Source organism: Streptomyces naganishii JCM 4654, assembly GCF_014650575.1.
GTDB lineage: Bacteria > Actinomycetota > Actinomycetes > Streptomycetales > Streptomycetaceae > Streptomyces > Streptomyces naganishii.
On the sequence record NZ_BMVF01000006.1, the window covers coordinates 94282 to 116136 of the forward strand.

The 21855-nt window shown below is 71.8% G+C and carries 20 protein-coding genes; 13 read left to right on the top strand and 7 right to left on the bottom strand.

From position 1 onward, the window contains the following. Nucleotides 1-57 precede the first annotated feature (57 nt). The 3 genes from IE217_RS12745 to IE217_RS12755 all read left to right on the top strand — a co-directional run bounded on the left by IE217_RS12745 (nt 58) and on the right by IE217_RS12755 (nt 3947). Nucleotides 58-945 carry a FadR/GntR family transcriptional regulator gene (locus IE217_RS12745; RefSeq protein ID WP_190177943.1) on the top strand — a complete coding sequence of 296 codons (888 nt, stop codon included), beginning with the start codon at nt 58-60 and terminating at the stop codon, nt 943-945. Between the two features lie 478 nt (nt 946-1423). Next, on the top strand, nt 1424-2968 hold the full coding sequence (locus tag IE217_RS12750; RefSeq protein ID WP_268249143.1) for an RNA polymerase sigma factor: 1545 nt from the start codon (nt 1424-1426) through the stop codon (nt 2966-2968). 121 nt (nt 2969-3089) lie between these two features. Then, a complete protein-coding gene (locus IE217_RS12755; protein WP_190177945.1) occupies nt 3090-3947 on the top strand; it encodes a serine protease in 858 nt (285 codons plus the stop codon). A gap of 139 nt (nt 3948-4086) precedes the next feature. Here the strand turns inward: IE217_RS12755 and IE217_RS12760 are convergent, their stop codons facing one another. Next, nucleotides 4087-4317, bottom strand: coding sequence for a DUF7455 domain-containing protein (locus tag IE217_RS12760; RefSeq protein ID WP_189705007.1), 231 nt, complete (start codon nt 4315-4317; stop codon nt 4087-4089). A gap of 440 nt (nt 4318-4757) precedes the next feature. On the opposite strand from IE217_RS12760, the gene IE217_RS12765 reads away from it, so the two are divergent. The 6 genes from IE217_RS12765 (at nt 4758) to IE217_RS12790 (ending at nt 11635) form a co-directional block, all read left to right on the top strand. Then, nucleotides 4758-6881, top strand: coding sequence for a DNA gyrase/topoisomerase IV subunit B (locus IE217_RS12765; RefSeq protein WP_190177946.1), 2124 nt, complete (start codon nt 4758-4760; stop codon nt 6879-6881). 188 nt (nt 6882-7069) lie between these two features. Then, nucleotides 7070-7594 carry a CcdC protein domain-containing protein gene (locus IE217_RS12770; protein ID WP_190177947.1) on the top strand — a complete coding sequence of 175 codons (525 nt, stop codon included), beginning with the start codon at nt 7070-7072 and terminating at the stop codon, nt 7592-7594. Continuing rightward, on the top strand, nt 7591-8742 hold the full coding sequence (locus IE217_RS12775; protein ID WP_190177948.1) for a sensor histidine kinase: 1152 nt from the start codon (nt 7591-7593) through the stop codon (nt 8740-8742). Before IE217_RS12770 ends, IE217_RS12775 begins: the two co-directional genes overlap by 4 nt. Continuing rightward, nucleotides 8739-9422: a response regulator transcription factor gene (locus IE217_RS12780; protein ID WP_190177949.1), complete on the top strand. Its 684-nt coding sequence runs from the start codon at nt 8739-8741 to the stop codon at nt 9420-9422. The genes IE217_RS12775 and IE217_RS12780 overlap by 4 nt, the downstream gene beginning before the upstream one ends. A gap of 69 nt (nt 9423-9491) precedes the next feature. Beyond that, on the top strand, nt 9492-10046 hold the full coding sequence (locus IE217_RS12785; RefSeq protein WP_190177950.1) for a DUF485 domain-containing protein: 555 nt from the start codon (nt 9492-9494) through the stop codon (nt 10044-10046). Further along, the gene (locus tag IE217_RS12790) at nt 10043-11635 is read left to right on the top strand and encodes a monocarboxylic acid transporter (RefSeq protein ID WP_190177951.1); all 1593 of its coding nucleotides are present in this window, start codon (nt 10043-10045) and stop codon (nt 11633-11635) included. Before IE217_RS12785 ends, IE217_RS12790 begins: the two co-directional genes overlap by 4 nt. Before the next feature lie 51 nt (nt 11636-11686). Here the strand turns inward: IE217_RS12790 and IE217_RS12795 are convergent, their stop codons facing one another. Then, nucleotides 11687-12379, bottom strand: a complete 693-nt coding sequence (locus tag IE217_RS12795; protein ID WP_190177952.1) for a response regulator — start codon at nt 12377-12379, stop codon at nt 11687-11689. A 161-nt stretch (nt 12380-12540) separates the two neighbouring features. Here IE217_RS12795 and IE217_RS12800 point away from each other — a divergent pair, with 161 nt between their 5' ends. The 3 genes from IE217_RS12800 (at nt 12541) to IE217_RS12810 (ending at nt 15391) form a co-directional block, all read left to right on the top strand. Further along, nucleotides 12541-13356 (top strand): ABC transporter ATP-binding protein, encoded by an 816-nt coding sequence (locus tag IE217_RS12800; protein WP_190177953.1) that lies wholly within the window; start codon nt 12541-12543, stop codon nt 13354-13356. After that, complete coding sequence (locus tag IE217_RS12805) at nt 13346-14209, top strand: ABC transporter permease (protein WP_190177954.1); 864 nt, start codon at nt 13346-13348, stop codon at nt 14207-14209. The genes IE217_RS12800 and IE217_RS12805 overlap by 11 nt, the downstream gene beginning before the upstream one ends. Nucleotides 14210-14332: 123 nt before the next feature. Continuing rightward, a complete protein-coding gene (locus IE217_RS12810; protein WP_190177955.1) occupies nt 14333-15391 on the top strand; it encodes an ABC transporter substrate-binding protein in 1059 nt (352 codons plus the stop codon). Nucleotides 15392-15445: 54 nt separating this feature from the next. Here the strand turns inward: IE217_RS12810 and IE217_RS12815 are convergent, their stop codons facing one another. The 4 genes from IE217_RS12815 to IE217_RS12830 form a co-directional block, all read right to left on the bottom strand. Further along, on the bottom strand, nt 15446-16126 hold the full coding sequence (locus IE217_RS12815; protein ID WP_190177956.1) for a response regulator: 681 nt from the start codon (nt 16124-16126) through the stop codon (nt 15446-15448). Next, nucleotides 16123-17826 (bottom strand): ATP-binding protein, encoded by a 1704-nt coding sequence (locus IE217_RS12820; protein WP_190177957.1) that lies wholly within the window; start codon nt 17824-17826, stop codon nt 16123-16125. Before IE217_RS12820 ends, IE217_RS12815 begins: the two co-directional genes overlap by 4 nt. Before the next feature lie 98 nt (nt 17827-17924). Continuing rightward, nucleotides 17925-18866: a ferredoxin family protein gene (locus IE217_RS12825; RefSeq protein ID WP_190177958.1), complete on the bottom strand. Its 942-nt coding sequence runs from the start codon at nt 18864-18866 to the stop codon at nt 17925-17927. A 95-nt stretch (nt 18867-18961) separates the two neighbouring features. Beyond that, complete coding sequence (locus IE217_RS12830) at nt 18962-20221, bottom strand: citrate synthase (RefSeq protein WP_190177959.1); 1260 nt, start codon at nt 20219-20221, stop codon at nt 18962-18964. A gap of 105 nt (nt 20222-20326) precedes the next feature. On the opposite strand from IE217_RS12830, the gene IE217_RS12835 reads away from it, so the two are divergent. Then, nucleotides 20327-21493 (top strand): citrate synthase/methylcitrate synthase, encoded by a 1167-nt coding sequence (locus IE217_RS12835; protein WP_190177960.1) that lies wholly within the window; start codon nt 20327-20329, stop codon nt 21491-21493. Nucleotides 21494-21595: 102 nt separating this feature from the next. Here IE217_RS12835 and IE217_RS12840 read toward each other — a convergent pair whose 3' ends face one another. Further along, nucleotides 21596-21832, bottom strand: coding sequence for a hypothetical protein (locus IE217_RS12840; protein WP_190177961.1), 237 nt, complete (start codon nt 21830-21832; stop codon nt 21596-21598). Nucleotides 21833-21855 lie beyond the last annotated feature (23 nt).

Genomic DNA, 21855 nt, shown 5'->3' on the forward strand with positions numbered 1-21855 from the left:
CGTGTGCTTTTCACCAAAGCCCTCAAGGGAGTTGGAGGCGACGCCGACAAAGGATCCGTGAGTACCCTTGCGCACACCATGATGACCGCCGCCCGCCCCACAGACTCCGGTCTCGTCGGCCCGGGCGAACTCGACCGCTACCCGTACGCCGACGCGCCCGTCCCCGACCGCGTCGCAAGCCCCTCCTGGGAGGGCGCGGATCCCGAGCTCGGCCGGGTGGGACGGCGCGCCGCGGGCAGCCGCGGCCGCGGACTGCACGGCCAACTCGTCCAGCAACTCGGTCAGATGATCGTCTCCGGCGACCTCGGCGCCGACCGGCCCCTGGTGCCGGAGGAGATCGGCCAGCGCTTCGAGGTCTCCCGCACCGTCGTCCGTGAGTCGCTCCGGGTCCTGGAGGCCAAGGGCCTGGTCAGTGCCCGCCCCAACGTCGGCACGCGCGTGCGCCCGGTCAGCGACTGGAACCTCCTCGACCCGGACATCATCGAGTGGCGCGCCTTCGGGCCCCAGCGCGACGACCAGCGCCGTGAGCTGAGTGAGCTGCGGTGGACGATCGAGCCGCTCGCCGCTCGCCTGGCCGCCGGCCACGGGCGCGAGGACATCCAGCAGCGCCTGTCCGACATGGTCGAGATCATGGGACACGCCCTCGCGCAGGGCGACGCGCTCACCTTCTCCCGTGCGGACGCCGAGTTCCACACCCTGCTGATCCAGGTCGCGGGCAACCGCATGCTGGAGCACCTCTCCGGCATCGTCTCGGCCGCCCTCCAGGTGTCCGGCGGACCCGTCACGGGCTGTGACCGGCCGAACGACACCTGCCTGGCGCAGCACGCCCGCATCGTGGAGGCGCTCGCGGCGGGCGACTCCGCGGCGGCGGAAGGGGCCATGCGTCAGTTGCTCACGGTGCACCCCGAGGTCGAGCGGGTGGTTCCCGCGCCGCGCGAGCACTGACCGCGCGGAACACACACCGATCGCGTGAGCGGCGACCGCGGGAGCAGTGACCGCGCGCGGACGGCACGGCGCAGGACCCTGCCGTCCGCCCGCGGCCTCATCCGGCCGGCGAACCTCCCCGCACAGGACCCCGCCGGAGTCTTTGCGCCCCGGCGGGGTCCTCACGCGCCAGGGCGCCGCCGGCCCTCCGGGCCCGCCGCGGTGTCCGGTGACTCGCCTGATCTCATTTGGACGCATCTGACCGGTTTTGAACGCTTACGGGGTGTGACTCGGGCCACGCGGATTGGGCGTAACGCTCATGGGGACAACGCGATGACCTAAGAGGTGACAGCCGAGGAAGGAATACGGACGCCGTTCATGGCGCTGTGCATCTTCCCGGCCCCCGCCCGCGCCGTCGGCCATCCCCAGGCCGGTGGTCGGCTCCTGTCCGTCGTGGACGGGGCCGGAAGCCGTTTTCCAACGTTCCGAGAGGTTGTTCGTGTCGGCCAGCACATCCCGTACGCTCCCGCCGGAGATCGCCGAGTCCGTCTCTGTCATGGCGCTCATTGAGCGGGGAAAGGCTGAGGGGCAGATCGCCGGCGACGATGTGCGTCGGGCCTTCGAAGCTGACCAGATTCCGGCCACTCAGTGGAAGAACGTACTGCGCAGCCTCAACCAGATCCTCGAGGAAGAGGGTGTGACGCTGATGGTCAGTGCCGCGGAACCCAACAAGCGCACCCGAAAGAGCGTCGCAGCGAAGAGTCCGGCCAAGCGCACCGCCAGCAAGACGGTCGCTGCGAAGACGGTGACCGCACGCAAGGCCACCGCCACCGCCACTCCGGCGGCGCCTGCCGCGGACACGCCGGTCGAGGACGACGCGCCCGTCACGAAGGCCGCTGCGAAGAAGGCCGCCCCCGCGAAGAAGGCGGCGGCCAAGAAGGCCGCCCCCGCCAAGAAGACGGCGGCCAAGAAGACCACCGCCGCCAAGAAGGACGACGCCGAGATCCTCGAGGACGAGGTGCTCGAGGAGGCCAAGGCGGGAGCGGAGGAGCCGGAGGGCGCCGAGAGCGCCGGTTTCGTGCTCTCCGACGAGGACGAGGACGACGCCCCGGCCCAGCAGGTCGCCGCGGCCGGCGCCACCGCCGACCCGGTCAAGGACTACCTCAAGCAGATCGGCAAGGTCCCCCTGCTCAACGCCGAGCAGGAGGTCGAGCTGGCCAAGCGCATCGAGGCCGGTCTCTTCGCCGAGGACAAGCTGGCGAACTCCGACAAGCTCGCCCCGAAGCTCAAGCGCGAGCTGGAGATCATCGCCGAGGACGGGCGCCGCGCCAAGAACCACCTCCTGGAGGCCAACCTCCGTCTGGTGGTCTCCCTGGCCAAGCGCTACACCGGCCGCGGCATGCTCTTCCTGGACCTCATCCAGGAGGGCAACCTCGGTCTGATCCGCGCGGTGGAGAAGTTCGACTACACCAAGGGCTACAAGTTCTCCACGTACGCCACCTGGTGGATCCGTCAGGCGATCACCCGCGCGATGGCCGACCAGGCCCGCACCATCCGCATCCCGGTGCACATGGTCGAGGTCATCAACAAGCTCGCCCGTGTGCAGCGCCAGATGCTCCAGGACCTGGGCCGCGAGCCCACCCCGGAGGAGCTGGCCAAGGAGCTCGACATGACCCCGGAGAAGGTCATCGAGGTCCAGAAGTACGGCCGCGAGCCCATCTCGCTGCACACCCCGCTGGGCGAGGACGGCGACAGCGAGTTCGGTGACCTCATCGAGGACTCCGAGGCGGTCGTCCCGGCCGACGCGGTCAGCTTCACGCTGCTGCAGGAGCAGCTGCACTCGGTGCTCGACACCCTGTCCGAGCGCGAGGCGGGCGTGGTCTCCATGCGCTTCGGTCTCACCGACGGTCAGCCGAAGACCCTCGACGAGATCGGCAAGGTGTACGGCGTCACGCGCGAGCGGATCCGCCAGATCGAGTCCAAGACCATGTCGAAGCTGCGCCACCCGTCGCGTTCGCAGGTGCTGCGCGACTACCTCGACTAGGTCAAGCCCCCTGCCCCTCGAAGGCCCGGCTCCCCGACGGGAGCCGGGCCTTCGTGCTGCGGGCCGCGTCGGTTCGCGTGACTCTGGGTCTCCGATGATCGTCCCAGAGTGAGGAGAACCCATGCGACGCCGTATTGTCCGCGCACTGGCCGGGCCGCTGGTCCTCGCGGCCGCGGGGGCCGCGATACCGCTGGTGGCCGCGGCGCCCGCGGCCGCCGACAGCGTCGTCGTCGGCGGGTTTCCCGTCGACGTCTCGCAGAGCCCCTGGACGGTGGCCCTCTCCAGCCGTGACCGGTTCGGGGGTACGCGCGCGGGACAGTTCTGCGGGGGTGTGGCCATCGCCCGGACCGCCGTGCTGACAGCGGCCCACTGTCTGGGCAGAGACGTCGTCGGCGCACCGCCGACACGGGACCTGAAAGTGATCGCCGGACGCACGGACCTGCTCTCGGCCCAGGGCGAGGAGATCCCCGTGCGCGACACGTGGGTCAATCCGCGCTACGACGGTGTCACCAACGCCGGTGACTTCGCCGTCGTCACACTCGCCGAGCCGCTGCCGCAGAGCGCGGTGATCCCCATGGCGGCCGCGGGGGACCGGGCCTACACGCCGGGGACCAGTGCCGTTGTCTACGGCTGGGGCGACACCAGCGGCGCCGCCGCCTACGCGCACGGTCTGCACGCCGCGCGGGTCCACGTGCTGCCGGACGCCCAGTGCGAGCGGGCGTATCCGGGCAGTGTCGAGGGCACCTACCAGCCGGAGACCATGCTCTGCGCCGGTGAGATGCGGGGCGGCCGTGACGCCTGCCAGGGGGACAGCGGAGGGCCGCTGGTCGCGGAGGGCCGGCTGATCGGGCTGGTGTCCTGGGGGAGCGGCTGCGGACGGGCGGGCAGTCCCGGCGTCTACACGCGTGTGTCGGACGTCGTACGGACGCTCGGCCACGGCGGTGCGAAGGCACTGAGGCCGGGAGCCGGCGAAGGCTGATCCCCTCGCCGCAGGCCCCTCGCCGCAGGTCATGAAGAGGGCGGCCGCCGGTCATGAAGACGGGCGGCCGCTCCCGTGTGTCAGGAGCGGCCGCCCGTTCGCCGGCCTGGTGCCGGTGCTGGCTCGTCGTGCGAGGTTGTCAGCGCTCTTCTTCGGACGCACTCGCCGGAACGGCCGTGAGGCGCTCCGTCTCGTCCTGTATCTCAGCGGCGATCTTCTTGAGTTCCGGCTCGAACTTGCGGCCGTGGTGGGCGCAGAAGAGCAGTTCGCCGCCGCTGAGCAGGACGACGCGCAGATACGCCTGGGCGCCGCAGCGGTCGCAACGGTCAGCGGCCGTCAGCGGGCTCGCGGGGGTCAGAACAGTAGTCACGTCGCCTCTTCTCTAGCTCGACGAGCTGTCGTACCAGGGTCAACATCCAACCAGCCCCAAACGTTCCCGCTCGTGGCTTTTCCTCGAAAAATCTTTCCGAGGCGGCTGTGCGTTGCCGGTTTGGCGGCGAATGTGCCGTATTGCGTGTCTATGTGTCGTACGGGTTCGCGCTGTCGGTCATGGTCGGTCCTCCCCGGCCGGGTTGCCGGTTGTTCATGAGGACGTGCCCGGAGCCTAAATGGTTCATGCCTCGAAGGGAACGTGATATCTGCTTCACTCCAACGAGGGATCGAACATCCATGCGACTCTCTACTAGTCTTGGTCCGTGCCGAGGGTTGCGTTACAAGGGCTCTACCAGGCCTCGGTACCCTCTGAGCGGCAACCCAAGCCGCGCCCCGCCCCACCGGGGCCCCACTGGAATTCAGCGAGGAGCGAACCGCGTGACCGCCGAGACGTCCGTGCCGTCCACAGCGCTGCTGGCAGGAGCAGACCGGGACGGTTCCAACTACACCGCGCGGCACCTGCTCGTCCTCGAGGGGCTCGAGGCCGTGCGCAAGCGCCCGGGCATGTACATCGGCTCGACCGACAGCCGCGGCCTGATGCACTGCCTGTGGGAGATCATCGACAACTCCGTCGACGAAGCCCTCGGCGGCTACTGCGACCACATCGAGGTCGTCCTGCACGACGACGGCTCCGTCGAGGTCCGTGACAACGGCCGCGGCATCCCTGTCGACGTCGAGCCCAAGACCGGCCTGTCCGGCGTCGAGGTCGTCATGACCAAGCTGCACGCCGGCGGCAAGTTCGGTGGCGGTTCCTACGCCGCCTCCGGCGGCCTGCACGGCGTGGGCGCCTCCGTCGTCAACGCCCTGTCGGCCCGGCTGGACGTCGAGGTGGACCGCAACGGCAGCACCCACGCCATCAGCTTCCGCCGCGGCGTCCCCGGCACCTTCGCGGGCAACGGCCCGGAGGCCCGCTTCGAGGCGAAGGGCGGCCTGCGCAAGACCAAGAAGATCCCCAAGACCCGCTCCGGCACGCGCGTGCGCTACTGGGCCGACCGCCAGATCTTCCTCAAGGACGCGAAGCTCTCCCTGGAGAACCTCCACCAGCGTGCCCGCCAGACCGCGTTCCTGGTCCCCGGGCTGACCATCGTCGTCCGCGACGAGTACGGCCTGGGCGAGGGCGGCAGCAAGGGCGAGGAGTCCTTCCGCTTCGACGGCGGTATCAGCGAGTTCTGCGAGTACCTGGCCACGGACAAGCCGGTCTGCGACGTCCTCCGCCTCAGCGGTCAGGGCAGCTTCAAGGAGACCGTCCCGGTCCTCGACGACCACGGCCAGATGACCCCCACCGAGGTCACCCGCGAGCTCGGCGTGGACATCGCGCTGCGCTGGGGCACGGGCTACGACACCACCCTGCGCTCCTTCGTCAACATCATCGCCACCCCGAAGGGCGGCACCCACGTCGCCGGCTTCGAGCAGGCCGTCACCAGGACGATGAACGAGGTGCTGCGCGCCAAGAAGCTCCTGCGCGTCGCCGAGGACGACATCGTCAAGGACGACGCCCTCGAGGGCCTCACCGCGGTCGTCACCGTCCGCCTCGCCGAGCCGCAGTTCGAGGGCCAGACCAAGGAGGTCCTCGGCACCTCGGCGGCCCGCCGGATCGTGAACAACGTGGTGACCAGGGAACTGAAGGCGTTCCTGACCTCCACCAAGCGGGACGACGCCCAGCAGGCCCGTGTGGTCATGGAGAAGGCGGTGGCCGCCGCCCGCACGCGCATCGCCGCCCGCCAGCACAAGGACGCGCAGCGCCGCAAGACGGCCCTGGAGTCCTCCTCGCTGCCCGCCAAGCTCGCCGACTGCCGCAGCGACGACGTCGACCGCAGCGAGCTGTTCATCGTCGAGGGCGACTCCGCGCTCGGTACGGCGAAGCTGGCCCGCAACTCCGAGTTCCAGGCGCTGCTCCCGATCCGCGGCAAGATCCTCAACGTCCAGAAGTCGTCCGTCACCGACATGCTCAAGAACGCCGAGTGCGGCGCGATCATCCAGGTGATAGGAGCGGGCTCGGGCCGGACCTTCGACCTGGACGCGGCGCGCTACGGCAAGATCATCATGATGACGGACGCCGACGTCGACGGCTCCCACATCCGCACCCTCCTGCTCACCCTGTTCCACCGCTACATGCGGCCGATGGTCGAGTCGGGCCGGGTCTTCGCCGCGGTGCCCCCGCTGCACCGCATCGAGCTGATCCAGCCGAAGAAGGGCCAGGACAAGTACGTCTACACCTACTCGGACCGCGAGCTGCGCGACAAGCTGCTGGAGTTCCAGAGCAAGGGCATCCGGTACAAGGACTCGATCCAGCGGTACAAGGGCCTGGGCGAGATGGACGCGGACCAGCTGGCCGAGACCACGATGGACCCGCGCCACCGCACCCTGCGCCGCATCAACCTCTCCGACCTGGAGGCCGCGGAGGGCGTCTTCGACCTGCTGATGGGCAACGACGTGGCGCCCCGCAAGGAGTTCATCGCGAGTTCGGCGGCGACGCTGGACCGCTCCCGCATCGACGCGTAGCCCGCCGTGCGCGGCCGGAGCGGCCCGGGTGACCGGGCCTTCTCCACCCCCGGGTGGAGACCGGCGGCGCCGTGGAATCCACCCGTGATCCACCCGGGCTCCGATCAGCCGGCCCGCGATCTTCCGTAGCGTCGAAGGCGTCGGCGGCACTCGGCCGCCGCCACTCCTTCCCGCTCACGGAGGCTCTGATGTCCGGGCTCGTCAACGCGCTGGTGATCGTGGCCGTCGCCGCCCTGGTGATCTCCCGGCAGTTCCGCGCACGCCGGCTCGACGCCGACCGGCGCTGGTGGGTGCTGCCCGCCGTCCTGGCCGTCGTCGCGCTCCGCGAGCCCGGCATGCTCGACGCCCACCACCGCACCGCTTCCGCCCTGCTGCTCGCCGTCGAGGTGGTCATCGGTCTCGGTGTGGGCGCGGGCTGGGCCTGGACCACCCGCATATGGGTCGAGGCGGACGGCGCCGTGTGGACCAGGGGCACCAAGGCCGCCGCGGCCGTCTGGGTCGGCGGCATCGCCCTGCGCGCCGGTCTCTTCGCCCTCGGCGCGCTGCTGGGCGTGCACCAGGACAGCTCCGCGCTGATGCTGACGCTCGCCGGCACGCTGCTGGTGCGCTCCGGCGTCCTCGCCTGGCGGACGCAGTCGCTCGGCCCGGCGGCCACCCGCACGGCGGCGTACGGTGACGGCATGCCCCGGCCCGCGTGGAAGGAGCGGGTGTGACACCGAACGCCTGGACGCGCTGGCCCTCTCCGGAGGCCCTCGCACGCGTCGGAATCTCGCAGCCGCGCAGGATGCTCGGCTGGGCGGTGCGGGGGCTGGTGATCGGCATGCTGCTGTGGGGCGCCTTCACCAGCAACCGCGTTCCCCTGTGGGGAGCCGTCGCCGCCGGGGCCGGGGTCCTCGTGGCGGCGGCCGCCGCCTGGGGGTTCTTCCGCACCACGCTCGCGCACCGGCTCGTGCCCTCCCTGGCGCTGATCGCGCTGCTCCTCGGCCTCGCGGTCGCCGCACAGGCCACCGGGTTCCGTGTTCCCGCGCTGGTCATCTGGTGCGGTTGCGCGGTGGCCGCCCTGGAGCGGCTGCCCGTCGCCGCCGCACTGCCCGTCACCTCGATCGCCCTGGCCGCCTACGCCGCGGTCAATGACGACGTGTGGCTGACGACCGCGGCCACCACGGCGGGCCTCGCCCTGGCCGGATACGTCCTGCGGCTCGACGCCGAGGCGCGCGGCAGCGCCCAGCGGCTGCTGGCCCAGGAGCGGGCCGCGCGCGCCGCGGAGGCGGAGTCGGCGGCGCTGGCCGAGCGGGCCCGGATAGCCCGGGAGATCCACGACGTGCTGGCGCACAGCCTCTCGGCGCAGATGGTGCACTTGGAGGCCGCGCGGCTGCTCATCGAGCGCGGCGCGGACCGCGAACAGATCCTCGATCGGGTCGTCGCGGCGCGCGCGATGGCCCGCGACGGTCTCGACGAGACCCGGCAGGCCCTGTCCGCCCTGCGCGGCGAGCTGACCCCGCTTGAGGACTACCTCACCGAACTCGTGGGCGCGAACGACGGGGCGGAGGTCACCGTCTCGGGTGAACGCAGACGCCTTCCGGCCGAGGCGTCGCAGGCCGTGCGCAGGGTCGCCCAGGAGGCCCTGACCAACGCCCGCAAGCACGCCCCGGGCGCCAAGGTCCGGCTGCGGCTGGAGTACGGCGAGGACCAGGTGACGCTGGACGTACGGGACACCGGTGGCACGCCGGGCGATCTCACCGCCTCCGGCGGCGGGTACGGTCTGCTGGGCATGCGGGAGCGTGCCGAGCTGCTGGGCGGTTCGCTGGAGGCAGGGCCGCACGAGGAGGGGTTCGCGGTGACGTTGAAGGTGCCGGCATGACGCAGGAGGCCGGCAGGAAGCCCGCGCGGGTGATCGTGGCGGACGACCAGACGGTCGTGCGCGAGGGCATCGTGATGCTGCTGGGGCTGCTGCCCGGAGTGGAGGTGGTCGGCGCCGCGGGCGACGGCGAGGAGGCGGTGCGGCTCGTCGCGGAACTCGCCCCGGACGTTGTCCTGATGGACCTGCGCATGCCCCGCTGCGACGGGGTCGAGGCCACCCGGCGGATCCGTTCGGGGTACCCGGGAACCCAGGTGGTGATCCTGACCACCTTCGCGGACGACGAGTCGCTGTTCCCCGCGCTCAGAGCCGGGGCACGGGGGTATCTCACCAAGGACGCGGGCGGGGACGAGATCGTCCGGGCCGTGGAGAACGTGCTGTCCGGGGACGCGGGGCTGTCGCCCGGCATCCAGCGCAGGCTGCTGGAGCGGCTGTCCGAGCCCGAGGCGTTGCCGGTCCCCGCCGAGCCGGCGCCGGACGGTCTGACCGCGCGGGAGTGCGAGGTGCTGGAGCTGATCGCCGAGGGGCTGAGCAACCAGCAGATCGCCCGCCGGCTGCACGTTTCCACCGCGACGGTGAAGACCCACATCAACAACCTGTTCGCCAAGACCGGAGTCAAGGACCGTGCGCAGGCCGTGCGTTACGCCTACGTGAAGGGCCTGGCACGGCCTCCGGCGGGGTGAGTCACCTGATGGGGTGAAGAGCGCGGGGAACGGAAGTCAGAAATCCTCCCGGTCTGTCCATCCTTGGTCATGCAGTCAAGCAACGGTCGTTCCCGCGGCGCCGGGGACGAATCAGCGAACGTGTCAGGGGACCACCCCGACCGGACCCCGGCGCCCGAGGACACGCGATACCGCGACCCCTGGTACGACGCGCTGGCCTCCGGCTGGGGCGAGGGCGAGGCGAGAGGCGCCCCCACCGCGCGGGTGCCGGCGGCCCGCCGGGAGGAGCGGCCCCAAGGGGGCGCCGAAGCGGCGGCCGACGTGTACCTCGAGGTGCAGCGCAGCGCGGCGTTCCAGGAAGTGCGCAGCCGGTACCGGAGGTTCGTGGTGCCGGGAGCGGCGGTCTTCCTCACCTGGTACGTCGGGTACGTCGTCACCGCGACCACCGCGCCCGATTTCATGGCGCGGCCGGTGGCGGGAGCGGTGAACGTGGCGATGGTCGCGGGGGTCGGGCAGTTCCTCACCACCTTCCTGTTCACCTGGGCCTACGCCCGGCACGCACGTCTGCGCCGGGACCGGGCCGCGCTCGAACTGCGCTGGGATACACAGGAACTGACGCGCGGTGTGCGGGGCGGTGCCTCATGAGCGCAGACCACCAGAGCCTGGCGCTGCTGCTGTTCAGTGTGTTCGTCGCCGTCACCCTGGGGATCACCACCTGGGTGAGCCGCCACCGGCAGGGCTCGGCGGAGGAGTTCTACGCGGGCGGGCGGCTGTTCTCACCGATGGAGAATGGTTTTGCCATCGCGGGCGACTACATGTCCGCCGCCTCCTTCCTCGGCGTCACCGGACTCATCGCGCTGTTCGGCTACGACGGACTGCTGTACGTGGTGGGGTTCCAGGTCGCCTGGCTGGTGGTGCTGTTCCTCGTCGCGGAACTCGTGCGCAACTGCGGGCGGTTCACCCTCGCCGACGTGGTCGCGACCCGGATGAGGGAGCGGCCGGTGCGCATCGCCGCGGGCACCTCCTCGGTCACCGTGTCCGTGCTGTACCTGGTGGCGCAGATGGTGGGCGCGGGAAGCCTGGTGGCGCTGCTCCTCGGCCGGACCGGCGAGGCCGCGCAGGCGTGGACCGTCATCGGCGTCGGCGCGCTGATGGTGATCTACGTGTCGCTGGGCGGCATGCGCGCCACCACCTGGATCCAGATCGTCAAGGCGGTACTGCTGCTGGGCGGCACCGTCGTCCTGACCGCGCTCGTCATGATCCGCTTCCACGGCGACCTCGACCGGCTGCTGCTCACCGCGGCCGATCGCAGCGGCCACGGGAACGCGTTCCTCGCCCCGGGTCTGAAGTACGGCGGCGGCTGGACCGCGCGCCTGGACTTCATCAGCCTGGGGCTCGCGCTGGTGCTCGGCACGGGCGGGCTGCCGCACATCCTCTCCCGCTTCTACACCGTCCCGACCGCGAGGGCCGCCCGGCGGTCGGTGATCTGGTCGATCGGGCTCATCGGCGGCTTCTACCTGATGACGATCGTGCTCGGCTTCGGCGCGGCCGCCATCGTGGGACCGGACGCGGTGCGCGGGTCGAACGCCGCGGGGAACACGGCGGTTCCGCTGCTGGCCCTCGACCTCGGCGGCGGCGCGGACTCCACCGCGGGGACGGTGCTGTTCGCGGTGGTGGCGGCCGTCGCGTTCGCCACCATCCTCGCCGTCGTGGCCGGCATCACGCTCGCCTCCTCGGCGTCGGTGGCGCACGACCTGTACGCGTCCCTGCGCCACCCGGGCGGCCGGCAGCGCAGCGAGGTGACCGTCGCGCGCGTCGCGGCCGTGGGCATCGGCGTGGTCGCCATCGCCCTCGGTCTGCTCGCCCGTGACCTCAACGTCGCCTTCCTGGTCGGGCTGGCCTTCGCCGTCGCCGCCTCGGCGAACCTGCCGGTGCTGCTGTACTCGCTGTTCTGGCGGGCGTTCACCACCCGTGGCGCGGTGTGGGCCGTGTACGGCGGCCTGATCCCCGCGCTCTTGCTGGTCGTGCTCTCGCCAGTGGTCTCCGGGAGCCCCGACTCGCTCTTCCCGGGCACCGACTTCCAGTTCTTCCCGCTGCAGAACCCGGGCATCGTCTCCATCCCGCTCGGCTTCCTCGCGGGCTGGCTCGGCACGGTCACCTCGCCCGAGCTGCCCGACGCGGCCAAGCACGCGGAGACGGAGGTCCGTTCGCTGACGGGGGCGGGAGCCGTGTGATCAGGGGCCCCTACGGCGGCGTGGAAGGACACCGTCCGCGGGCCCGGGCTGCTACGGCGCCACCCACGCGTACCGGTGCTCGGGGCGTCCCGTGTCGCCGTAGCGCAGGGACAGGCGCAGCCGGCCGGCCTGTTCGAGGTGGCGCAGGTAACGCTGGGCCGTGGAGCGGCTCAGGCCCGTCCTGGCCGCCACCTCGTGGGCCGACAGGGGCTGGCCGGCGCGGTGCAGCACCCCGCAGATCAGGTCGGTCGTGGGCTCCGAGTGGCCGCTGGGCAGGCCGGGCGAGGAGGGCGCCGGTGCGGTGCGCAGGGCGCCGAAGATCCGGTCCACCTGCTCCTGCCCGGTGACGCCGTGCCCGCCGACCCGGTCCACGGTGCGGCGCAGCGCGGCGTAGGAGTCCAGCCGGGTGCGCAGCGCGGCGAAGGTGAAGGGCTTGACCAGATAGTGCAGCGCGCCCAGCCGCATCGCCTGCTGCACGGTCGCCACGTCGCCCGCCGCGGTGATCATGATGACGTCGGTGCCGATGCCCTGTTCGCGCATGCGGTGGACGAGTTCAAGCCCCGTCCGGTCGGGCAGGTAGTGGTCGAGCAGGACGAGGTCGACACCCCCGCGCTGTACGGCCGTCAGCGCCTGGGCGGCACTGTGCGCGCGGGCGGCCACCCGGAAGCCGGGAACCTTCCCCACGTATTTCGCGTTTATCTCAGCGACACGGAAGTCGTCGTCGACCACCAGGACGTCAATCATCGGGCCTCTTTCTCCCAAGGCCAGGCGAGCGTTAAGCCCGTGTTTCGGCTCCGTTGTTGTAGCGCGAGCAAAAAGAGCACAACAGGTCCTTGCGAGCAAAACAACGGCTTGCGCTCAGAAGACTCCTGCTGTGGCCGGGGCCACATCTACCGTCCCGGGCCATGAGCACAGACACGAGCCCCGCCATCGAGCTACGGGGCGCGAGCAAGACGTTCAAGACGCCGTCAGGAGGCTTGCACACCGCCGTCAGGGATCTCGACCTCACCGTCCGGCGTGGCGAGTTCGTGGCGGTGGTCGGTCCGACCGGCTGCGGCAAGTCGACGACGCTGACCCTGGTCAGCGGGCTGGAGGAGCCCACCGAGGGCGACGTGCTGGTGGCCGGCGAGCAGGTCCGCGGCGTCGGCGGCAAGGTCGGTTTCGTCTTCCAGCAGGACGCCACCTTCCCCTGGCGCACCGTGCTGTCCAACGTGATGGCCGGGCCCCGCTTCCGCGGTGTGCCGAAGGCGGAGGCCAAGGAGAAGGCGCGCGCCTGGCTGGCCCGGGTCGGCCTCTCCGCGTTCGAGGACCGCTACCCGCACCAGCTCTCCGGCGGACAGCGCAAGCGCGTCGCCCTCGCCGCCACCTTCGTCAACGACCCCGAGATCCTGCTGATGGACGAGCCCTTCTCGGCCCTCGACGTGCAGACCCGGGCCCTGATGTCGGACGAGCTCCTCGAGTTGTGGGAGGGCACCGGCTCCTCCGTCGTCTTCGTCACCCACGACCTGGAGGAGGCCATCGCGCTGGCCGACCGGGTCGTCGTGATGACCGCCGGTCCCGCGACCGTGAAGCAGGTCTTCGACATCGACCTGCCGCGCCCGCGCAAGGTCGAGCAGGTGCGCCTGGAGTCGCACTTCATCGACATCTACCGGGAGATCTGGGAGTCCCTCGGCGAAGAGGTCCGCATCACGCGCGAGAGGGGTGCCGCCCATGTCGCCTGAGGTGCTCAGCACTCCGGTCGTCGACACGGCCAAGCCGACCGACCGCGCCCAGTCCCGGGCCCGTGCGGCGCGCAAGCGCAAGGCGGTCGTCAGCTCGGCCCGCCTGGTGCTCCTGGTGGCCGTGCTCGGCCTGTGGGAGGTGCTCTCGCGGGCGAAGGTCATCGACCCGTTCAACTTCTCGATGCCCTCGCAGATCTGGGACCAGATCTGGACCTGGGTCACGCACGGCACCGCGCTCGGCTCGCTCGGCGAGCAGATCTGGTTCACCCTTCACGAGGCCCTGCTCGGCTGGGCGTTCGGCGTGGTCGCCGGTGTGGTCCTCGGCATCGCGCTCGGCCGCATCGCCTTCCTCGCCGACGTCCTCGGCCCGTACATCAAGGTGCTCAACTCCATACCGAGGATCGTCCTCGCCCCGATCTTCGTGATCTGGTTCGGGCTCGGACCGGCCTCCAAGGTCGCCTCCGCGGTCGTCCTCGTCTTCTTCCCGGTGTTCTTCAACGCCTTCCAGGGCGCCCGCGAGGTGGACCGCAACCTGGTGTCCAACGCGAGGATCCTCGGCGCGAGCGACCGCCGGGTGACGCTCCAGGTGGTCATCCCGTCCGCGACCTCGTGGATCTTCACCAGCCTCCACGTCAGCTTCGGCTTCGCCCTCATCGGCGCCATCGTCGGCGAGTACATCGGCGCCACCAAGGGCATCGGCCTGCTCGTCGCGCAGTCCCAGGGCACCTTCAACGCGGCCGGTGTGTACGCCGCGATGGTCATCCTGGCCGCGGTCGCCCTCGTCGCCGAGGGGCTGCTCACCTTCGCCGAGCGCCGCATCTTCCGCTGGAAGCCGGCCGACTCCGGGCACTGAACCGCCCGCCCGGCAGCACGCCCGGGCACCACACCGCGAGACCACACACCCCGCTCCCTGTCCCGCACCACCTTCCCGCGGGCCTTCCGCCCGCGAGTCATCTCACAAGGACGTGAAACCCTCATGCGCCAGTCCGCCAGATTCATCGCGTCGGCCGCCGCCGGCCTGCTCGCCCTGTCCTCCCTCACCGCCTGCGCCAACGACGCGGCCGGCTCGACGGCCGTCACCGGCAGCGGCGGGGGCGGCAAGGGCGAGCACGTCAAGATCATGGTCGGTGGCCTGGACAAGGTCATCTACCTGCCCGCGATGCTCACCCAGCGCCTGGGCTACTTCTCGGCGGAGGGCCTGGACGTCGAGTTGCTGAGCGAGCCCGCCGGCGTGCAGGCGGAGACCGCGCTGGTCTCCGGCCAGGTCCAGGGCGCCGTCGGCTTCTACGACCACACCCTCGACCTCCAGGTCAAGGGCAAGTCCGTCGAGTCCGTCGTCCAGTTCTCGCGCGCCCCGGGCGAGGTGGAGGTCGTCTCCAACAAGGCCGCGAACAAGATCACTTCGCCGAAGGACTTCAAGGGCAAGAAGCTCGGCATCACCGGCCTCGGCTCCTCGACCGACTTCCTCACCAAGTACCTCGCCGTCAAGAACGGCGTGAAGGTCAGCGACTTCACCCCGGTCGCCGTCGGCGCCGGACCGACCTTCATCTCCGCCCTCCAGAAGGGCTCCATCGACGGCGGCATGACGACCGACCCGACCGTCGCGACGATCCTGGACAAGAAGGCCGGCAAGGTCCTGCTCGACATGCGGACGCCGCAGGGATCCCTTGAGGCACTCGGCGGTCCGTACCCGTCGTCAAGCCTGTACATGCAGACGGACTGGGTCAACGGTCACAAGGAGACCGTCCAGAAGCTGGCCAACGCCTTCGTCAAGACGCTCAAGTGGATGTCCACCCACAGCGCCACCGAGATCGCCGAAAAGATGCCCGCCGACTACTCGCAGGGCAACAAGTTCCTGTACGCGTCGGCCATCAAGAGCACGCTGCCGATGTTCACCGAGGACGGCGTGATGCCCGCGAACGGCCCCGAGACCGTTGAGAAGGTCCTCAAGTCGTTCAACCCCAACATCAAGAACGCCAAGGTGGACCTGTCCAAGACGTACACCACCGAGTTCGTCGAGAAGGCGACCGGCTGACATCCGTATGCAAGGGGGGACACGGTCTCTTCCCCCGCCCCACGAGCCGTGTCCTCAGGCGCGGGCCGCCCACACGTAACGGTGTTCAGGGCGGCCCGCGTCGCCGTACCTCAGGGTCAGCCGGACCCGTCCCGCGCGTTCCAGCAGCTTCAGATAGCGCTGGGCGGTCTGCCGGCTCACCCCCGTCCGGTCGGCGACCTCCTGGGCCGACAACGGCTCCCCGGCGTCCATCAGGGACCGGCGCACCAGGGCTGCGGTGGCGGGGGAGTGGCCCTTGGGCAGCTCGCGCGGCGACGGCGCGGACAGCGCTGCGAAGATCCGGTCCACCTCCGGCTGTTCGGCCTCCCCGCCGCCGTCCAGGGTGCGGCGCAGCCGCGCGTACGCCTCCAGTTTGGCCCGCAGCCCCGCGAAGGCGAACGGCTTGACCAGGTACTGCAGCACCCCCTGCCGCATCGCCGACTGCACGGTCGCCACGTCCCGGGCCGCCGTCACCATGATCACGTCGGTCTGGTGGCCGCGCCGCCGCATCTCACGGACCACGTCGAGGCCCGTCTCGTCGGGCAGGTAGTGGTCCATGAGCACCAGGTCCACGCGCGGCAGCGTCTCCAGCCGGTGCAGGGCCTCGGCGGCGCTGTGCGCCTCGGCCGCCACACGGAAGCCCGGGACCTTCCCGACGTAGGCGGCGTTGACCCGCGCGACCCGCGTGTCGTCGTCGACGACCAGGACCTCGATCACGGTGCCGGCTCCTCCCCGACAAGGCCGTGGCCCGCCCCTGGGGCGGCCAAGACCCGCGGAAGCGGTGCCGGCTCCGCCGGAACCAGCTCCGTCTCGGCCAGCGCCTCCGGCAGTACGACGACGAACCGGGCGCCGCCACCGGGCGCCTCGCCCACGGTCACCTGCCCGCCCTGCCGCTCGGCGAGCCTGCGCACCAGGGACAGGCCGATGCCGCGTCTGCCGTGCGCGGGCGGCTGCTTGGTCGACCAGCCCTCCGTGAAGATCTGCTCGCGCCGATCCGCCGGGATTCCGGGACCGGTGTCGGACACCTCCAGGACCGCGGTACGTCCCTCGGTGCGCAGTTCGACCTCCACGCGCGCGTGCGGGGTCGCCGCCACGGCGTCCAGTGCGTTGTCCACCAGATTGCCGACGACCGTCACCAGACCCCTGGGGTCGACCAGCCGGTCCGGCAGCCAGGTACGGTCCGAGACCCACAGGGCGACTCCCCGCTCGGCGGCCACGGTCGCCTTGCCGACCAGCAGCGCGGCGAGCAGCGGGTCCTGGATCTTCTCGGTGACCTGCTCGGCCGTGGCCCGGTGGTCGCCGACCACCTCCCCGACGAACTCCACGGCGTCGTCGTACATCTCCAGCTCCAGCAGCCCGAGCAGGGTGTGCATGCGGTTGGCGTGCTCGTGGTCCTGCGCGCGCAGGGCGTCGATCAGCCCGCGCGTGGAGTCCAGTTCCCGGCCCAGCTGCTCCAGTTCGGTGCGGTCGCGCAGCGTGGCGACGGCGGCCCCGTCGTCGGTGGGCATGCGGTTGGCGACCAGGACCCGCTGCCCGCGCACGGTGAGCAGGTCGGTCCCCGTGACCCGCCCCGCCAGCACGTCCGTCGTACGGCCCTCGCCGAGTGCCTCGTCCAGCGACCGGCCGACCGCCTCGTCGCCGATGCCGAGCAGCCGCCGTGCCTCGTCGTTGAGCAGCCGGATGCGGCCGCCGCGGTCGAGGGCCACCACGCCTTCCCGTATGCCGTGCAGCATCGCCTCGCGCTCGGCGAGCAGGGCCGCGATGTCGGAGAAGGCCAGGTCCCGCGTCTGCCGCTGCACCCGCCGGGAGATCAGCCAGGCGGCCAGCGCGCCGGCGGCCAGTGCGCCGCCCGCGTAGGCGAACAGGCTCGGGACGGTGTCGACGAGCTTGGCGCGCACGCTGTCGTAGGCGATGCCGACCGAGACCGCGCCGATGATGTGGTGGCCCGAGTCGTACAGCGGCACCTTGCCGCGCGCGGAGCGGCCCAGGGTGCCGGTGTCGATCTCCATGACCTCCTCGCCGGCGAGGGCCGCGTCAGGGCTCGTCGAGACGTGTTCGCCGATCTGCCACGGGTCCGTGTGCGACCAGCGGGTGCCGTGGTTGTCCATCACCACGACGTACTCGGCGCCGGTGGCCTTCCGGATGCGTTCCGCCTCCCGCTGCACGGGCCCGTCGGCGCTCGGCGCGGTGCTCCGCAGGTTCCGCGCGATCTGCGGGTTCTGCGCGGTGGTCTCGGCGATGGCGAGGGCCCGGCGCATCGCCTGCTCGTCCAGCTGGTGGCTGAGCGGCGCGAGGAACAGCCCGGTCGCGAGCACCGCCACCCCCGCGGCGATCGCCAGCTGCATCAGCAGCACCTGCGAGAAGACCCGCCGGGGCAGGCCCAGGCGACGGCGGCGTGCGGGGGGAGTGCCATTCATGCCCACGACGGTACGTCGGCCGGTGGCGGCCGCCCCAGAGGTGTGCCGCGGATCTCGGTCACCCCGCGCGGGCACGCCGGCCGGCGAGGCGGGCACCGTCAGCCGGCGAGCCGGGTGGCGGTGACTTCCCGCAGCGCCACCACGTCCATGAGCGCGGGGCCGCCCAGGACCGACGCGCCGCAGCTCTCCGGGCGGGGCGGCGCGGCGGCCGTCTGCCGCACCCTCACCCGCCACCGGCGTCCGTCGGCGTGGGCGACGGTGACCTCCCAGTGGGGTGCGGCGCCGTCGGCGCGCACGACGGTGAGGGCGTCCGCGCGGTACTCGTCCGCGGCCGCCCGCACGGCCAGCTCCGCGGCCTGTCCGGGCCGTTCCCAGGCGGTGCGGCCCCGGCAGCCGTCCAGGACGACGCGGCCCTCCTGGACGGCGTGCAGGACGTCCTTGACGGCGTGCGCCTCGGCCCTGCCGTAGGCGTATCCGTACGGCAGGACGAGCAGCGTGGGCGAGAAGCGGTGGCCGCCCAGGTGCGTGACCTCCCAGACCCCGCGCACGCCCGAGGAGGCGAGCTCGGCCGCGAGGGGGCGGCCGAGGAGGGCGCAGCACCGGTCGCGCTTGCCGTTGGTGCACACGAACGCGAGCGGGCCGCCCACGTGGGCCGCGCCCTCCAGCACCGTGTCGAAGGTGTCGTGGTCGCCCCGGCCGAGCGCGGTGAAGTCCAGGTCCAGCAGGTGTTCCGGCTCGGTGATGGCGGCGCCGCGCAGCCAGGGGTTCCCCGGCACCGTGTGGGCCGCGTACACCTGCCGCACGGAGGGCGTGCGGCGGTCGGCGTGGCGGCCGGGGCGGCGGATCAGCGCGACGCGCACACCGGTGCCCCGCGTGGCGCGGTCCAGCGCGCGGCCGAGGGCGGGATCCAGATGGCTCGAGGTGAGCGCCTTGGCGCCCCACGGGCCGGGCTGCTCCAGCAGCAGCCATGTCGTCGCGGTGACCGCGGTCGCGGCCATCGGCTCGTCGAGCTGCCGGGAGACGGTCGAGCACCTACTCACACAGGTGAGCCTAACCTGACCGCGGGTGAAGCGACTTCCGGCCGTCGGAGTGATCTGGTCCGCGGGCCGCCGTGGCCCCGCGCAGCGGACTCCGTTCAGGGCAGCGGCTGCGGCGGGCGGGGGCCGACGTACTGGCCGCTCGGGCGCATGCGCAGGGGGCGCTCCCCGTACTCCTCCAGGGCATGGGCGATCCAGCCCGCCGTGCGCGCGACAGCGAAGATCGTCTCGCCCGCCGTGGCGTCCATCCCGGCGGAGGCGGTGAACACGGCGAGGGCCAGGTCGACGTTGGCGTGCAGCGGGGCGTGGCGGGCCGTGGTGGCCACGACGTCGCGGGCCGCGGCGAGCGCGGGGGCGGCGCGGGGCACGTCCGCCAGGAGCGCGAAGAGGGCACTCGCGCGGGGGTCCTCGCCGGTGTAGAGGCGGTGGCCGAGCCCGGGGATGCGGCGGCCGTCCCGGAGCTCCTCGGCGATCACGGGTCCCGCGGAGCCCCGGTCGAGCACCTCCAGCAGCAGCCGGTGGGCCAGGCCGCTGGCCGCGCCGTGCAGCGGGCCCTCGATCACGCCCAGCCCGGCCGACACGGCCGCGTAGGCGTGCGCGCGGGCGGAGGCGGCGACGCGCACGGCGAGGGTGGAGGCGGCCAGGTCGTGGTCGGCGAGCAGGGCGAGCGCCGTGTCCAGCACGCGCGTTGACGCCTCGTCGGCGGGGCGGCCGCTCAGCCGGGCCCACAGCCGGCGGGCGAGCGGGCCGCGGTCGGGGTCGCGGTGACCGCCGTAGGGCACCGGGGGGAGCGCGGCGACCAGGGTCGGGATGAGGATGCGCGCCGTGCCGAGCACGGCGTCCTCGGACAGGTCGAAGCGCAGCGGGTCCGCGGCCGCGGCGGCGATCGCGGCGACCCGGAGCCGGTCGGTGGGCCCGGTGTGCTCCGGCAGGGCGTCCACGGCGCGGCGGGCCACGGCGACAGAAGCCTCGGGCGCGGTGAACGCGGCGCCGGGGCGGAGCTCCCCGGTCCACAGCCACTCGGCGACCTCCTCGTAAGTGTGCCGCGCGGCCAGTTCGGTGGCGTCCACTCCGCGGAAGTAGTACCGGTCCTGGTCGATGAGCGTGATGCGGGTGCGCACGGAGAGCTCGCCGCCGGAGCCCGAGCCGCCGCCGTCCCGCCTGTTGCGCCGGGCGAGCGCCTCGACCTCGGCCGCGTCGAAGGTGCTGCCGCGCCCACCCGCCCCGCGGCGGCTGCTCAGCTGACCGCGGCTCACGTACGCGTAGACGGTTTCGGGCTTCACGCCCAGCACCTCGGCGGTCTCCTTGGTCGTCAGCCGCCGTTCCGCGGGGCCGCCGGGGGCTACTTGATCGCGCATGGGGTCACCGTATCCGTCCGCTCGATGTAGATGCATATTGATTGAATCAATGTTGACAGAATAGGAATCAAGCATGGACAGTCGAATCAAGTCCAGGGAGGAAACATGTCCGTCAACAGGGCCGCAGCCACTCTCGTCGACGCGCCGAGGGGTCTCGCCGGAGTCGTGGTCACCGACACCCGAATCGGTGACGTCCGGGGCCTCGAGGGCTTCTACCACTACCGGCAGTACTCCGCCGTCGAACTCGCACGCACCCGCCGCTTCGAGGACGTCTGGTACCTGCTGGTGCACGGTGAACTTCCGGACGCCCGGCAGGCCGCTGACTTCGCCGCACGGACCGCCGCGCTGCGCCGGCTGCCCGAGGAGGTCGCCGGGGCCCTGCCCGCGATAGCGGCGGCGAGCACACGTTCCGGGCCGCTCTCCGGCCTGCGCACCGCGCTGTCGCTGCTGGGTGCGGCCCGGGGCTTCCGCCCGGTGTACGACATCGACGCCGACCGGCGGCGGCAGGACACGCTCGTGGCGTGCGCGGCCGTACCCACCCTGCTCACCGCGCTGCACCGGCTGGGGCGGGGCCTGGAGCCCGTGCCGCCCCGCGAGGACCTGTCCTGCGCGGCCAACTACCTGTACATGTTGACGGGCCGCGAGCCGGAGCCGGAGCGGGCCCGTGCAGTCGAGCAATACATGATCTCAACCATTGATCACGGATTCAATGCCTCAACCTTCACCGGGCGGGTCGTCGCGTCCACCGGAGCGGACGTGGCCGCGTGCCTCGTGGCGGCCGTAGGAGCGCTGTCGGGACCACTCCACGGAGGAGCGCCGAGCCGCGCACTGGACACCCTGGACGCGATCGGCACACCCGATCGCATCGACTCCTGGATCCGTGCGCGCGTCCTGGCCGGCGACCGCATCATGGGCTTCGGGCACGCCGTGTACCGCACCGAGGACCCGCGTTCCCGCATGCTGCGGGAGACGGCCCAGCGCTTCGGCGGCCCGCGTGTGGAGTTCGCCGTGGAGGTCGAGCGCCGGGTGGAGGCCATCCTCGCCGAGCTCAAACCGGGGCGCGAACTCCACACGAACGTGGAGTTCTACGCGGGCGTGGTCATGGAACTGTGCGGCCTGCCGCGGGAGATGTTCACGCCGACCTTCGCGGCGGCCCGGGTGGTCGGCTGGAGCGCCAACATCCTCGAGCAGGCCGAGGACTCGAAGATCATCCGCCCGGTCGCGCGCTACGTCGGCCCGAAGGCCCCGGTGGCCGTGCCGCACGCGGCCTGACGCGGCGGGCCGGGGCACCGCACCGAACCGCACCGAACCGCACCGAACCGCACCGAACCGCACCGAACCGCACCGAACCGCACGGAGCCGGGCCGGAGTTCGTCAGGCGTCGGGGATGTCGTGCTTGGCGCGCACCAGAGTCTCGCGGGTGATGACCACGATCCGCTCGTAGTCGGCCCGTGCGGCGTCGGTCGGCAGTTCCGGGTCGAGCTCCGCGGTGGCCTCGCGGCCCACGACCGCGAAGTCGCCGTTGCTGAGCTCGAAGATGTCGGGGCACGTCTGGCCCGTAGCACTGCCGCGCTCCCGGGGCGAGGCCCCGACACGTCGCACGATCTTCACCGAGAGATACCGCCTCACAGCTC

Excerpts from the sequence above, each read along its gene's own strand:
- IE217_RS12755 (WP_190177945.1), top strand. The coding sequence starts at position 3,090 with ATGCGACGCCGTATTGTCCGCGCACTGGCCGGGCCGCTGGTCCTCGCG.
- IE217_RS12770 (WP_190177947.1), top strand. The coding sequence starts at position 7,070 with ATGTCCGGGCTCGTCAACGCGCTGGTGATCGTGGCCGTCGCCGCCCTG.
- IE217_RS12780 (WP_190177949.1), top strand. The coding sequence starts at position 8,739 with ATGACGCAGGAGGCCGGCAGGAAGCCCGCGCGGGTGATCGTGGCGGAC.
- IE217_RS12785 (WP_190177950.1), top strand. The coding sequence starts at position 9,492 with ATGCAGTCAAGCAACGGTCGTTCCCGCGGCGCCGGGGACGAATCAGCG.
- IE217_RS12790 (WP_190177951.1), top strand. The coding sequence starts at position 10,043 with ATGAGCGCAGACCACCAGAGCCTGGCGCTGCTGCTGTTCAGTGTGTTC.
- IE217_RS12795 (WP_190177952.1), bottom strand. The coding sequence starts at position 12,379 with ATGATTGACGTCCTGGTGGTCGACGACGACTTCCGTGTCGCTGAGATA.
- IE217_RS12800 (WP_190177953.1), top strand. The coding sequence starts at position 12,541 with ATGAGCACAGACACGAGCCCCGCCATCGAGCTACGGGGCGCGAGCAAG.
- IE217_RS12805 (WP_190177954.1), top strand. The coding sequence starts at position 13,346 with ATGTCGCCTGAGGTGCTCAGCACTCCGGTCGTCGACACGGCCAAGCCG.
- IE217_RS12810 (WP_190177955.1), top strand. The coding sequence starts at position 14,333 with ATGCGCCAGTCCGCCAGATTCATCGCGTCGGCCGCCGCCGGCCTGCTC.
- IE217_RS12820 (WP_190177957.1), bottom strand. The coding sequence starts at position 17,826 with ATGAATGGCACTCCCCCCGCACGCCGCCGTCGCCTGGGCCTGCCCCGG.
- IE217_RS12830 (WP_190177959.1), bottom strand. The coding sequence starts at position 20,221 with ATGCGCGATCAAGTAGCCCCCGGCGGCCCCGCGGAACGGCGGCTGACG.
- IE217_RS12835 (WP_190177960.1), top strand. The coding sequence starts at position 20,327 with ATGTCCGTCAACAGGGCCGCAGCCACTCTCGTCGACGCGCCGAGGGGT.